The sequence below is a fragment of the Shewanella sp. SP2S2-4 genome (assembly GCF_031932025.1).
Lineage (GTDB): Bacteria > Pseudomonadota > Gammaproteobacteria > Enterobacterales > Shewanellaceae > Shewanella > Shewanella baltica.
Genome location: NZ_JAUOER010000017.1, coordinates 88,574 through 101,205, shown reverse-complemented (window position 1 = coordinate 101,205; position 12,632 = coordinate 88,574). Strand labels below are relative to the sequence as shown.

Annotated in this window: 13 protein-coding genes; 2 read left to right on the top strand and 11 right to left on the bottom strand. The window is 43.0% G+C overall.

Annotated elements, in window-relative coordinates:
* Positions 1-193: 193 nt before the first annotated feature.
* Positions 194-817, bottom strand: coding sequence for a hypothetical protein (locus Q4Q54_RS14500; protein ID WP_311988786.1), 624 nt, complete (start codon positions 815-817; stop codon positions 194-196).
* Positions 818-1,041: 224 nt separating this feature from the next.
* Between Q4Q54_RS14500 and Q4Q54_RS14495 the strand changes: the two genes are divergently transcribed.
* Positions 1,042-1,524, top strand: a complete 483-nt coding sequence (locus Q4Q54_RS14495; RefSeq protein WP_311988785.1) for a restriction endonuclease — start codon at positions 1,042-1,044, stop codon at positions 1,522-1,524.
* Positions 1,525-1,711: 187 nt separating this feature from the next.
* Here Q4Q54_RS14495 and Q4Q54_RS14490 read toward each other — a convergent pair whose 3' ends face one another.
* Together Q4Q54_RS14490 and Q4Q54_RS14485 are read right to left on the bottom strand one after the other, a co-directional pair.
* Positions 1,712-3,127: a DEAD/DEAH box helicase family protein gene (locus Q4Q54_RS14490; protein WP_311988784.1), complete on the bottom strand. Its 1,416-nt coding sequence runs from the start codon at positions 3,125-3,127 to the stop codon at positions 1,712-1,714.
* Between the two features lie 4 nt (positions 3,128-3,131).
* Entirely contained in the window at positions 3,132-3,671 is a 540-nt protein-coding gene (locus Q4Q54_RS14485) for a response regulator (RefSeq protein WP_263203809.1), read from the bottom strand.
* Positions 3,672-3,802: 131 nt separating this feature from the next.
* On the opposite strand from Q4Q54_RS14485, the gene Q4Q54_RS14480 reads away from it, so the two are divergent.
* Positions 3,803-4,009, top strand: coding sequence for a helix-turn-helix domain-containing protein (locus Q4Q54_RS14480; protein WP_219233616.1), 207 nt, complete (start codon positions 3,803-3,805; stop codon positions 4,007-4,009).
* 218 nt (positions 4,010-4,227) lie between these two features.
* Here the strand turns inward: Q4Q54_RS14480 and Q4Q54_RS14475 are convergent, their stop codons facing one another.
* The 8 genes from Q4Q54_RS14475 to rsxG form a co-directional block, all read right to left on the bottom strand.
* The gene (locus Q4Q54_RS14475; RefSeq protein WP_263171474.1) at positions 4,228-4,506 is read right to left on the bottom strand and encodes a hypothetical protein; all 279 of its coding nucleotides are present in this window, start codon (positions 4,504-4,506) and stop codon (positions 4,228-4,230) included.
* A 62-nt stretch (positions 4,507-4,568) separates the two neighbouring features.
* Positions 4,569-4,991: a hypothetical protein gene (locus tag Q4Q54_RS14470; RefSeq protein WP_311988783.1), complete on the bottom strand. Its 423-nt coding sequence runs from the start codon at positions 4,989-4,991 to the stop codon at positions 4,569-4,571.
* Between the two features lie 9 nt (positions 4,992-5,000).
* Positions 5,001-7,325 carry a hypothetical protein gene (locus tag Q4Q54_RS14465; protein ID WP_311988782.1) on the bottom strand — a complete coding sequence of 775 codons (2,325 nt, stop codon included), beginning with the start codon at positions 7,323-7,325 and terminating at the stop codon, positions 5,001-5,003.
* Positions 7,322-8,968: a hypothetical protein gene (locus Q4Q54_RS14460; protein WP_311988781.1), complete on the bottom strand. Its 1,647-nt coding sequence runs from the start codon at positions 8,966-8,968 to the stop codon at positions 7,322-7,324. Before Q4Q54_RS14460 ends, Q4Q54_RS14465 begins: the two co-directional genes overlap by 4 nt.
* Complete coding sequence (locus tag Q4Q54_RS14455; protein ID WP_311988780.1) at positions 8,965-10,050, bottom strand: site-specific integrase; 1,086 nt, start codon at positions 10,048-10,050, stop codon at positions 8,965-8,967. Before Q4Q54_RS14455 ends, Q4Q54_RS14460 begins: the two co-directional genes overlap by 4 nt.
* A 350-nt stretch (positions 10,051-10,400) precedes the next feature.
* Positions 10,401-11,036 carry an endonuclease III gene (gene nth / locus Q4Q54_RS14450; RefSeq protein ID WP_311988779.1) on the bottom strand — a complete coding sequence of 212 codons (636 nt, stop codon included), beginning with the start codon at positions 11,034-11,036 and terminating at the stop codon, positions 10,401-10,403.
* Positions 11,037-11,280: 244 nt separating this feature from the next.
* The gene (locus Q4Q54_RS14445; RefSeq protein WP_107947441.1) at positions 11,281-11,979 is read right to left on the bottom strand and encodes an electron transport complex subunit E; all 699 of its coding nucleotides are present in this window, start codon (positions 11,977-11,979) and stop codon (positions 11,281-11,283) included.
* Positions 11,972-12,610 (bottom strand): electron transport complex subunit RsxG, encoded by a 639-nt coding sequence (gene rsxG, locus Q4Q54_RS14440; protein ID WP_086014139.1) that lies wholly within the window; start codon positions 12,608-12,610, stop codon positions 11,972-11,974. Before rsxG ends, Q4Q54_RS14445 begins: the two co-directional genes overlap by 8 nt.
* Positions 12,611-12,632 lie beyond the last annotated feature (22 nt).

The following is a 12,632-nucleotide window of genomic DNA, read 5'->3' as shown; positions in this document are numbered from 1 at the left end:
AACGTTTTAGCATGCGACCTGAGACCAGCGCTATCATCTGAATGTTGACCAAATTTTAGTAATGCTAAAACGTGGATACTTCATCAGTGTGATCTCGCAGCCAACCATGTGAAGTTAGCTGCGTGACATGAAGATAATTTTCACCTTTGAATGCTGACTATATATTAGTCAGCCATACCAGGAAGTTGATATATTAGTAACGAATGGTAAAGTTGCGTTGGATGCTCCTGAGCTTGCACAAATTACTAGGAAGCCCGAATTGAATTAATTCGATCTCAGTTAGATATCGCTCAAGCGCCTTCTCGGAATTGATGGCGGCCTTATATCTACCCAATTCTGTTGGGATATAGGCGGTAATGATTTTATCTTCTGAATTTACAATGCTTCTAGTTTCAATATCAATTAGTCCATATTGATACAATTCAGCTAATTCAGCTAATTCATCTGACATAGGCATCTTTCTCATCAATAAATTTTTTATTAAATTACTATTTACCTTGATACTATTGAGCAATGTTCCAGATAGCGCCCACTTTATTTGGTTGATGTTATAAACTGGAAAAAGACTTTGTAGTTGAGTAGCAACCTTATGAAAGTTATCTTGGTGGACAATAGCGTATTCGCTCTGTTCGTTTGAATTGCCATTCACTTGTCGAATAAATTGCTGCCAATGCTCGTACCCAAAGCATTTAACCCAGCAGTCGAGCAATGTTGTGGATGTTGGTGTGACTTTTTGAGAGAAGCCTTTGAGGCTGAAACGTACAAGCTGAACTTGCTTTTTAACAGCTATGACGTTGGGATGATTAAAATTAGGCATATAAATAATTTCCTTAAATAATTTGGCGATGGCTTGCCACTAAACCGTTGTGCCAACAAGAAAACTATTTCTTAGAGTTTACTCTGTAGCGTGTTTGTTTCACCATTACGTGGCTGGATAGGGTGTTCTCTCACCGCACAATCAGTCTATTAGTAGTGTATGCTAAAGTCAACTGAGGAAATTCTTTTAATGTATCGTTATATTTTCAGCGTTATGGAGCAAAAATGGCAGAAACAACATGGCAAACTTATGAAGAAGTCGCTACCTACCTATTAAATCAATTTGCATCCGAATTTGAGCTTGATGGGTTCAGTGGCAAGGAGAAACTCTCTGGAATGATTAGCGGAACGAAATGGGAAATTGACGGTAAAGGCTTTAATGATGGCAGAGATAAATTTGTTATTGTTGAATGCCGAAGATATACAACTAGCAAACAATCACAAGAAAAAATGGCAGCACTTGCATATCAGATACATGACACTGGTGCTGCCGGAGGCATCATCGTAAGTCCATTGGGAATGCAAGCAGGCGCGGAGAAAATTGCTAAAGCGGAAAATATTATTTCAGTCAAGCTTACTCCGGAAAGTACAGCACATGAATATTTCTTGGCTTTTCTAAACAAAATCCATGTAGGTGTAGTTGAAAGATTAACGGTAACCATTTCAGTATCACATCTTGAAATAAAAAATGTTGTAGTGGATGAGTGAAACTGACCATCACTATGGAGATAATTTCTATTAGTAGAGGTTATCCAAAACGTCTCGGCCTTATGAAATTCGTAACAAGGTTTTGTCCAAAAGCTTTCTAGTTGTGAATCACTTTGAACTTTATGTTGTCACCATAAAACTCAAAGTGTCGAGAAAAGTGGTTGAACTATAATTCAGATGTTATGACTTAAAACGGTGAGTTAAAAGTTGAGACAACTTTTTCTCTAAAACCACCTAAAAGTTCAAATGATAATGATGTTGGTGTATCTAAAATATCCCGCGATAAAAGCTCTATAGAATACGATTGTGTCTGTGTATCGATTGACAGCCTGCCAGTATTGAGAATATTGCTGTTAGAAGGTGACATCGCTTTCACTGTCATATCAAGGGGTTCGGGTAACTCTTGTTTGAGCTTTATCTCAATTGGCTCGCTAAATATCACTGGGATATCAGGTATTTCTTCTGCTATACGACTGGCAAATTCTACAAGTTTTGGTTCAGCAAAGGTGTATAGCCAAGCTTGCTGATTAAGCGAAGCATTAGTGCGTAAAATACGACCTAAAACCTGTCTAAAGTAAAGCTCAGTTTTTACTCGACTAAGGTGGCAACAAACCTGTAGGCGAGGGATATCAGTCCCCTCACTTATCATACCTACACTCACGATCCAGTTAGTTGTACTGTTTTTGAATTCATTTATCTTGGCAGATGGATCATCCTCTTTGTAGGTAACTATCTGAGCTGTTTCATTAAACTCTGTTTTTAGTGTGTTCAAGATATCCGCAGCGTGTGATACAGATGAAGCAACAATAAGTCCGGCGGCATTAGGGTTGGACTGTTTTATGGCTCTTAACTTGTTTGTTGCTAACGCTAAGATATGTTGAATCGCCTCATGATTCTCGATGATCGACTGATAAGGGATTGATGAGCTTTTCAATAACTCATCCAAAGAGCCATAAGTCTTTGTTTCGTTTTCTTCATCTGTAACTAAAATTTTGTCGTTATCAATTAGTACAATGTGAGGGCTGCGGCATACACCATCGGCAACTGCTTCCTTAAGGCCATAAACATAGTCACATTGAATTAGGTTATCTGGATCTGTGTATCGAGATAAAACAATCGGTGCTTGGTCCGAGCGCCAAGGCGTGCCCGTTAACGCTAGGGTGTACTGCGCTTGGGCCTGTATGTTGAGTAGGATTTCTTCCCCCCATACGTTTGCATCTTCAAGAGATCTACCTGCACAATGATGGATCTCATCAAAGACAACGAGAACTCTATTCCTTCTCAGTAATTGCCAGAAATCCTCTTTAAAAGCCAACATCCCCTGATAAGTATAAGAGCAACCAACTGAACCTATCACGCCATCAAATCGGCACTCCAGACGATTGGAAAATGTCTGTTTCATCCCTTGAGAGATATTCACTGATGGAGAGAAGCACAACACAAAATCGATTAGACCATCCTCAAATAGTCTCGCAGCAACTTCGGCGGCCATAATTGATTTGCCTGCACCAGGTGTTGCTAAGCAAAGGAAATGTCTGTGAGCACCATAAAAGTGCCTTAGAGCGCGTTTGACGCACTCAGATTGCCATTGTCTAAGTTGCATGGAGTTACTTTTGCTGATGGGTAATAGCTGATTTAATCGCTTTGATTTGACCTAGCAGTTTTGAGCTCGTTTCACGAGCCAACAAATACTGTGATTCGAGATGAGCTTTCATTTCAGGAAAGGATTGGTATAAGCGCATATACTCTTCCGACTCACCTATGCTCGTAAGTAAATCGATTTCTGACTGCTTGAGCCGCTCTTCTAATTGTTTAATAGTATTATGCTTTTCCCTATTTGTAGGTGTTACCTGTACGGCTTCGGATTTTTTTGCGCTTTGCAGGATGAAATTCGCTTGAAAAAAGTTCGTTGTCTTTTGATAAGTCGTTTCCTTCGACTGTGGGTCTACATTTTTATCTAAGAGCCCCTTTTTCACGAGTCTGTGGACCTGTTGATAAGTGAAATTGTAGGTTTTACTGACCGTTATACCGCTAGTCGAAGCAGCAAGATAAGCGTCGCGTAAACTCTTAATTTGAAAATTGTTGAAGCTCTCGTCCTGGAGAATGGTATGCAAAGTAGGGCATATTTTGATTGAGACTTTAGACATGACGTTCTCGCAAGAGGCTGTTTAGTGCTCCAACTAGGCATTAGAAGAGCATTGCTTTCAAAATGCGGATTATAATCCGTGGCATTATAAGCCGCAACTTTGGATAGTCTTTCTCTTTAACGAGATGAAAAATGAAAGACTTAGCAATCCAATTTGGGGCTAAATTACGAGAAGAACGTAAACGGCGAGGCATTTCCCAAGAAAAAATTGCACTACTAACTGAGATAGACCGCAGTTATATGGGGCGAATAGAGCGTGGAGAGGTAAACATCACGCTCGAAAAGGCATATCAGTTGGCGGAAGCCTTGAGTTGTGACATAAGGGCACTCTTGCCATAGACACATCTAAATGATTCCTGCCAAGTGAGATCTGCCGCTTCAGTTCTGCTTGCACTCTGGTGGGCCTAGTAAACTTTCGAGCGAGCCCTGTTTGCTTATTTCAGTCGCTTTTTGTGCTTGTGTGGCTTCAGGGAGGATTATCTAGGTCTGGGTGCTTTTTCTTTAGTCACCCTTTGCCTTTTATCTGGCGTGTGTAGTGCTCTTAGATAAAAATCGACTCAATACGAACAATCTAGGATCAGTCTTTTGAACAAGTGACTTCCTGGGTAAAGTGGAAACGATTCACCTGCTTGCCTTAACACCCCAGATTCTAACCATGCACCAATGATTTCCTTATAAATGGGAGGCAATTGTTCTATTGGCGTGCTATCAGCGGTTCCCATTCCAGCATAGTAACCTAAGTGTAAGGTGCAATCTTCTTGGGAAATTAACAAGTAAGGGGAGCTAATCTCTTCGTTAGTCCAACTTCTAATTTTATCAATTTCAAATTGACTCATAGACAACTCATCCAATTAAAATTCAATAAAATGTACAAACATTTAAAAGCTACGTGTGATGTTTACTTAGTGCTACTTTCAACGTCTCGTAAGGTCTTTTGAAACACATCCATGACACTTGGGTTAGTTTTGCCAATGCTGGATAATTTTTGAATGAAAGCCTGAAGTTTGCCAATCTCTGAGCTTGCTACCGCTAGCTGTGCTTCGAGTTGGATCACCTTTTGCGCTAATTCCACGTCTTTCTGTAAATAAGAAATCAGTTCCTTACTATCAGGCGATACAGGCTTACCTCTTAAAACTTGCTTTTTTTGCTTGTATTCGTGCTTGATATTAGCGTACTTGTCGAGCGTTTGTCTCGTGGTGGAAATACCTAAACCGGAGTCAATTTTTGTGACTAACAAGTCCCAGGTTAATTTACCTTCCCAGCTTCGAATGAGGGCTTGTATGGAAATTTGCTGTTCAGTTTCGAGTGATTTAAGTGCCATATCACCTCCCTAGAGTGAACCTAGAAAGCCTAAGTAATTATTCGTGGCTTCATCTTGGCGTTTAGCGTTTTTTGCCTCAAGCGCAGCTTGAAGGGCCTGCTCGATATCAGGTAGCGCCAACTTATGCTCCCTCACGGTTTTTGTCTCTAAGTTAGTGATTCTTATGCTGTTTTGGCGGGAAAGCAAACGCACCGTACTGCCTTTTTCGATGGTGTCATCGGATAGCACTTCAATGAGGTTCTTTAGCATGCACGTGTTGCGATAATGGGTTTTGTACCACATCTGCATGCTTTGGCTGGTGATAAAGTTGATGGCTTCCTGAACCTTTTCCAAGTTTAGCGTCTGTACCTTTAAATCCTTCATAAGCAAGGCGATTGCCTCACTATCATGAGCGATATGGCAAGACGATGAGCACAGCGCACATTGTGTTTCAAACTCCGACATGTAAGTACAAGGTGATAGGGCGAGGTTCTGAGTGCAAAACCCTGTTTCATGAGCAAAAGTCGGCGTTTCATTGTCGAACGCCTCATTGTATTGGTTCATGGTTCTAATACGAAGGCTTACCTTCTCTTTAACGTCGCTTTCTAGCTCATTAGAGTAAGATATATCCCCAATTACCGAGGCGTTCTCGGCGTCCGTGGTATGGATATAAGTTAGGGTTTGCTCTGCGCTCTGTCGACCTGACAGCTGGGTGATGAGGTGATGAGGCAGCCCTTTTTTCGCAAGGTAATCATTTTGCCAATGGCGCAGTTGGTGAGGCTTGAGCACAAAGTCGGAGGCAAAACCATGTCGCTCAAAAATAGTCAGTCTGTTTTTTGTGCGTTTAATTAAATCATCAGCAAAGATGTTACTGAGCGAGCCAATCGGCAGCAAAAGAAAAGGGTGTGCAACTCTGCCGCCCATTTGCTTTTCTGTATACATAAACAACGCGTGTTCAACATCGACAGACTTCACTTGATTACGATTATAGCCATTGAGTTGAGCTTGATTTATCTCGATGGTGTGATTTTGAAAGGCTGCTACGGTAAGCGCTTGTTGACCTGCGGTATAATTTTGGTATTGAGATCCTGATGTGCAGTCACATCCTGTCAGCGCCCGAGCGTAAGGACATCCTTTTTTAAACACCAGTGTGTCGAAAGGCTTAATCAGGGCGATGGGTTTGATAAACTTTGGATGATGTGGATTTTGTATACTTGTTTTGTCGATTGCCCCTTTTGTGTCAGGTGAGACTCGCACGCATTTGTCACTGCCGTCAAAAAAGCCTAGCAGCAAGCCCAGATGCAAAAGGTGGGTGGGTTTGTTCATGGATGGCTTAAGCAGGGCGATGTTCTCATCGCTAGGTTTAAAGTCACTCAGCACTTCTTTCAATGGGCGATCTGGCTGTCGATAGAACCGAGCAAGGGCTCTGGCAGGCTCTGTCGCTAGGATGGTGTAGTGTAAGGCTCGGTCGACACTCTCAACCATTTCGGCATTGATGTGATTTTGATTGTCCTTAAAGCCCTTTGAGCCTCGCCAGTTCAGATAATGCACCGTTTGTTCTTGTCCATCGACAACTTGCGTATGGCGCTGTATGCGTTGTGATGTCAGCAGCACTTGCTCTGCGCCGATGCGATTGGGAGACGCCATGCCTAGCGCTGCCATGGTGCAAATAAAGCTGTCTCGCTGCGCTTGCGTCGAAGTGATAAGCGATTGCCAAGCCTCAATGTTATTTTTGTCATCATCTTGATAGGGCGGGATAACATCATAAAAGATAGCGCCGAGCGCTAACAGCGCTTTTTCCGAAGGCAGTTTGCTTTTCTCCGCCGCCAGTGCATCATCACCACTCTTCATTCGCATTGTTTCCCGGGTGGTGTTTATGTAGGGCTTGCAGCTTTTGGGCAGCATTTTATGATGATGTAGCCAGTTGATGAAACCCGTTAGGTAGCGAGAGTTTGTTATAGAGTCGATGGCGTGTTGAATCTTTTCAAGGGAGGCTGAAGCAACATTCTCACCTAAGTGGCAAAGGAAGTATCTTGCAGTTGTGATTTTCAATTTCTTGTGGTTTGTGGTTACGTTTTCCTTCAATACATCAAGCATATAGGCAAATAATATACCGAGTGCTTCAGGCGCTAATCGATCATCTTCTGTGAAGCGCGTGCCTATCTTTGGTTTGTTTTTATTCAGATTGCAAAAGAAAATGTTGATGGTTTTGCCGCCGCTGTCGGTGAACGTCACCGCCATGTCATCCCATGACGCAGGTTCACCCTGAGCGTTAGTAAAGCCCATCAGCGGCAGTGCTTTCCTTTTTGCCACGTAAGCACGCTGGTTATCTATGTAGCGATTAATTGTTTTCATATCTGTGCACCTACTTTCAGGTTTTTTCGCTCTTCACACAGTGCAATCGTCACTCGGATATAAGTGATGATGGTTTGCAGCCGTTTAAGCGTGGCGAGATGCCCTGATTGACTGCTAATCGCCAGTTTGCGTTCGGCTTTATCCAAATATGGCTGATGGTTAGCGGTTTCTAGCGGTCGAAAATTATCACAGGGGTAGCATCCCATCGGGGCGGCACCTTTTGACTGACAACTGGCGCAATTGGCGGGGTTCAGTTTGTGCCCCATTTCCTCATCAAAAGGACTTTTAACGACAAAATCAGGGTGTTGCTGTAACTCTTTCGAAGAGACGCTATCAAAGCGCTGTATAACACTGTTCCCCGCAAAGGCTTGGTCAATTTTGACCCGTTCAGGCGCTTTTAAATCAAGATAAGATTTGATTGCATCCACGGTGACACCGGTAATGGCGGCAACTTGTGCGGGGCTTAATCCCATCCAAGCCGCAAGAGTTAACTGGGTGTGACGCCAGCGATTATTCTTAAAGGCAAGAGCCTTATGGGTGATACGGTCACTTTTAATGTCGAGCTTTTTATCGAAGAGGTAAGCAATATTTGATCTAATACTCACAGAAGAGTGATGAAACGCTTCGGATGTGTCGCTTACGGAGTAAAAGAGGCTCGATTTGGTCTCAAATTTTGCTGTAAATAAACTTTGGTCTGGAAACAGTGGCAGTCGTTGCATTAGTGCTTTGGTGTCACTCTCGGAAAGCGTAATGTTGCACTGGCTTAAGCAGGTACATAGATAGCTTTCATACGCTTGGTAATATTGGAGTAGCAATTCAGACAGGTTTGGTTCGAGTCGATGTGAGCGTGATTCGGCATTGTGTCTAAATCCTCCGTCTTTTCCTTTAAAGGTTCGCAGGTGCAATTGCTCCACATCAGAAAAGTGATGCTGTGTCAGAGGTTGCCAATCACGGTTATGCTCCTTGTGTGAGGTAAACGCCTGACCCACTCGCAAGAGGTCACACCATTTGAGTTGAACTAATTGTACAGGTCTTCTTACGATGGCGACCATCAACTGACAAGCCAGCACATTTCTCAGGCGAGTAAATGCCGTTGTGGTGGCAAACTCATTGTCGAGAGCATGGAGCGTTTCGATTCGAAGTGCTTCTAGAAGGTTATCACGCTCGATTTCACTGTATGCACCTGTTGTTTCATCAAGGATGCCTTTATAACCATTGTTTCTCCCTAAGTTTTCTTCCTTAACTAGGTCATAGAGCGGAGTCAGGATAGGGCTACGGTACTCACGGCTTCGCTGACAAAATGCAAATAGCGCATCTCTTACTCTCTTTTTATCGTCCGTCAGTGTTAGCCACCAAGCTTCAAACGTTGCTGGCTCTAAATACTGGCAAAGCGTTTTTAATATGCAGACAAAACTAACTAGGGAAGAACCTGCATAATATTTAGCTGCGTGAGCGATAGCCAGTCGCAAATCGAGAAAAACGTTACTGTCTAGCGTGTTCATCCAGTCTAGGTAAAGGGTTTTCTTGTAACCGAGCACCCACTCATCTGAAAAGAAGTCGAAATCATAGCCTTCCATTTTTGACTGAAAGGTACTTGTTCCTTCAAAACGATTTATTAAATCATTTAATTCAAGGCTGTTCATTGGTCACCTCTCAGGTTGGGCACGGATCGTCTCTGGTTTTTCGATGAGATTTCCGCCACCGCCACGGCTAATTGGAATTCGTTGTAGACGGAGGCCATTTTTGAATCTTCCACCCAACCCATCGCATATTTACGAAGGTCTTCAATTTTATCTGCTGAAAATCCTTTCTCTTTTGCTTTATCTTCAAAGATTTCATTCCATTTATGACGAAGTAAATGGGGGTGCAGTGCTATCTCAGTGGCATCCCCAAAGGTCTTAATGACCTTGTGAATGGCGTTGTAAGATATAGGCTTTCCGATGGTTTTCCCTTTTTCCGAGATGAACACAAAATCATGCTCATGAGCGTTTGGAGTACTATTACGCACGGTTTCAATGTAGAGCTTAATGAGCTTCATCAAGTCGCGAGAGATAGAAACTGAGAGTGCTTTTGTTTTGTTCGCGGCGGGAAGCCGCCTTGTGTCCGTAGGGTCATTAGGTGTTCGGGTGAGTCGGAATCTAGGGGTGCCCCAATCATCCACTAAATCACTCACCTTCAATTTCAATACAGCACCCACACGAACGCCAGTATCAATCAATATTTGGGCGATGATTTGATTTCGAAACTTGCTCGACTTGAATGGATTATTTGGCGAGCGCTCTTTAATGATTTCTAATAAATCAAAAAACTTATTCGCTGAAATCACGGATTCAAAGGGATCTTTAACAACCGTGTTGTCTTTTCTAGAGTGAGATATCACCGAGCTTATGTAGAGTTTAAATTTAATAAATTGAGCATCCGTACTGATTTGCTGATCAGTTTCAGCTCTATCGTAATGATGGCACACATATAGGAATTCAATGTAGGCTTTCAGGCGATTGAGGCGTTGATTAAACGTATGCGCTGACACTTCTGGCTGACTGCTAGATGTCGCATGTATTGCATCTCTGATCCTTTTATCAGTCAGGCTTACTACAGTGCTGTCTTTGATATCGTCTTCTGTGTCCACATAGAATTTACAAGCACGAATGTAGTCATCAATTTCCTCAATCGATAAAAACGAGCCACATGCTACACGCTCAACTAGGTCAATACCGTTCTCCATGAAGAAGCAATATAAAAACTTCAACTCATAGGCATATTTCTTTCGGGTGTAGAATGACAGTGACTGTTTTGAGGTGCGTGATCTCGTTTTGGAAAGTGGGGAGTTATGATTGTCGTTTAGGTAAGCATTCAGGTACAAGCAGCATGGGATGCAGCCGTTCCTAACCACGATTGGAAACGAAGCGCCTTTTATATCCTTATATATCCTAACCTGAACATTATCCCTTAAATTATTCATTACATAATTTAATATCGATTATACATAAACATACTATGGTGGGTCTTTGTGGTTTTGTAAAGATAAAAAACAGATTATCTAAGGAATCTGTGATACAAACTAAATCTGATTCTTTACTTTATTTTTGGTGGAGAGTATTCGCATAAATCTTCAATAATGCAGCTGCCACAGCGGGGTTTGCGCGCAAGGCAAGTGTAGCGGCCATGCAGGATAAACCAGTGATGCACATCGACTTTAAATTCAGCGGGAACCACTTTTAGCATTTTTTCTTCCACTTCAACCACGTTCTTGCCGGGCGCAAATTTAGTGCGATTGGCGAGGCGAAAAATATGGGTGTCGACGGCGATGGTTGGCCAGCCAAAGGCGGTATTGAGCACTACGTTAGCCGTTTTGCGCCCTACACCGGGCAGGGACTCAAGTGCTTCGCGGTTTTCAGGCACTTCACCATTGTATTTCTCAATCAAGATCTCACAGGCTTTGATCACATTGATGGCTTTGTTGTTATACAGGCCAATCGTCTTGATATATTCCTTTAATCCATCCACGCCTAAGGCATAAATGCTGTGGGCGGTATTGGCTACAGGAAAGAGTTTGTCCGTTGCCTTGTTGACGCTCACATCCGTCGCTTGGGCGGATAAGGTCACGGCGACTAAAAGTTCGAAGGGACTGGAAAAATTGAGCTCGGTTTCAGGTTTCGGATTGTTATCGCGAAGACGGGTGAGGATCTGGATGCGTTTTTCTTGATTCATGTACGATTCCTGCGCGGTTGTTGGATTCAACTGTTAATCATTTATTGTCAATTGGCCATTAATCATGATTGAACGAGCTAAAACCTAGACCCGCTGATTTCCTGTGCTTTGAGTGCTTATGTTGAGTGCGTATGTTTTAAATTATATGGCTCAATTCCAGTCGCTTAATGTGCGCTGAGCGCACATTAAGCGGTGAACGTAATACTCTTTTTGATGCTTGAATAGAAGGTGTTAGGTTGAAAGCCTAACCGACCTTAGTAATGCGCGCGCGGGTAACACTGGGTTCTGCGGCGACTTGAGGTTGGCGTTCTTTGACTTTTTTATCAATCACATTTTTCAATGCAATCAATAGTCCCATCACGATAAATGCGCCAGGTGGCAGCATAGCGAGTAGAAAAGGAGTGTCGACTTGCCATAAGTGGATGGTTAAGGATTTCGCCCACGGACCGAGCAGTTGTTCGGCGCCATCAAACAGTGTGCCTTGACCTAAAATTTCCCGCGTTGCGCCTAATACGGTTAGCACTAAGGTAAAACCGAGCCCCATCATCAAACCATCGAAGGCAGCGCTAAAGGCGTTATTGCGCGAGGCAAAGGCTTCGGCGCGACCGATAATGATGCAGTTGGTCACAATCAACGGTAGGAAGATCCCAAGGGATAAATACAGACCGTAGGCATAGGCATTGATGAGCAATTGCACTGTGGTCACTAACGCGGCGATGATCATCACAAATACTGGAATACGAATTTCTTTGGGCACATAGTCGCGCACCAGTGACACTAAAATATTAGAGCCAATCAGCACCAACATAGTCGCTAGGCCAAGCCCAAGGGCGTTCGTGATCGTCGCTGTGACCGCAAGCAGCGGGCACAAGCCTAATAGTTGCACTAGGCCAGGATTATTCTTCCACAAACCTTGCCAAGCAATTTCGCGATAATTAGTCATGGTTAGCCTCACAATTTAGTGGCTGGCTGAAAATTTGCGCTTGGTTATTATTGAAATATCCTACTGCGTTCTTGACTGCTTTGACATAAGCACGCGGGGTGATAGTTGCGCCAGTGAATTGATCAAAATCGCCACCGTCTTTTTTAACCAACCATTGTTTATCATCTGCCGAGCTTAACACTTTACCGACAAATTGAGTGACCCAATTGGATTTACGCAGATCGATTTTATCACCAAGCCCAGGTGTTTCTTGGTGGGCTAAGGTGCGAACACCGAGGACTTCACCTGTTGTTTTGATACCTACAATTAATTTTATATTGCCGTTATAGCCATCGGGCGCGATGGCTTCAATGGCGATGGCCACAGGTTTGCCTGCTCGAGTGGCTATATAGGCGGGCATTGGGCTATCAGTCCCTAATGCGTCTTTATCTAGCAGCAGAGTACACTGAGCCGTTAGCTCGTTATCGTGCATTTCATCAGGAATTAACTGATGTAACACTCGCATTAACTCTTGCTGTTCTTGCTGCTTAATTTTATCGACGGTTTGTTGATTGACTGCGGCGACGAGCCCAGTGCAAATCAAGGCAAACAATGCCAATAAAAAACCATTTTTAATCATCGGATTTTTCAACTCTTTTTCCTTAAGCTCTCGT

What these genes read in the sequence shown, in the direction of transcription:
- Q4Q54_RS14500 (WP_311988786.1), bottom strand. Translation starts at nt 817, where the DNA reads ATGCCTAATTTTAATCATCCCAACGTCATAGCTGTTAAAAAGCAAGTT.
- Q4Q54_RS14445 (WP_107947441.1), bottom strand. Translation starts at nt 11,979, where the DNA reads ATGACTAATTATCGCGAAATTGCTTGGCAAGGTTTGTGGAAGAATAAT.
- Q4Q54_RS14455 (WP_311988780.1), bottom strand. Translation starts at nt 10,050, where the DNA reads ATGGAGAACGGTATTGACCTAGTTGAGCGTGTAGCATGTGGCTCGTTT.
- nth (WP_311988779.1), bottom strand. Translation starts at nt 11,036, where the DNA reads ATGAATCAAGAAAAACGCATCCAGATCCTCACCCGTCTTCGCGATAAC.
- Q4Q54_RS14485 (WP_263203809.1), bottom strand. Translation starts at nt 3,671, where the DNA reads ATGTCTAAAGTCTCAATCAAAATATGCCCTACTTTGCATACCATTCTC.
- Q4Q54_RS14480 (WP_219233616.1), top strand. Translation starts at nt 3,803, where the DNA reads ATGAAAGACTTAGCAATCCAATTTGGGGCTAAATTACGAGAAGAACGT.
- Q4Q54_RS14465 (WP_311988782.1), bottom strand. Translation starts at nt 7,325, where the DNA reads ATGAAAACAATTAATCGCTACATAGATAACCAGCGTGCTTACGTGGCA.
- Q4Q54_RS14470 (WP_311988783.1), bottom strand. Translation starts at nt 4,991, where the DNA reads ATGGCACTTAAATCACTCGAAACTGAACAGCAAATTTCCATACAAGCC.
- Q4Q54_RS14475 (WP_263171474.1), bottom strand. Translation starts at nt 4,506, where the DNA reads ATGAGTCAATTTGAAATTGATAAAATTAGAAGTTGGACTAACGAAGAG.
- Q4Q54_RS14495 (WP_311988785.1), top strand. Translation starts at nt 1,042, where the DNA reads ATGGCAGAAACAACATGGCAAACTTATGAAGAAGTCGCTACCTACCTA.
- Q4Q54_RS14460 (WP_311988781.1), bottom strand. Translation starts at nt 8,968, where the DNA reads ATGAACAGCCTTGAATTAAATGATTTAATAAATCGTTTTGAAGGAACA.
- Q4Q54_RS14490 (WP_311988784.1), bottom strand. Translation starts at nt 3,127, where the DNA reads ATGCAACTTAGACAATGGCAATCTGAGTGCGTCAAACGCGCTCTAAGG.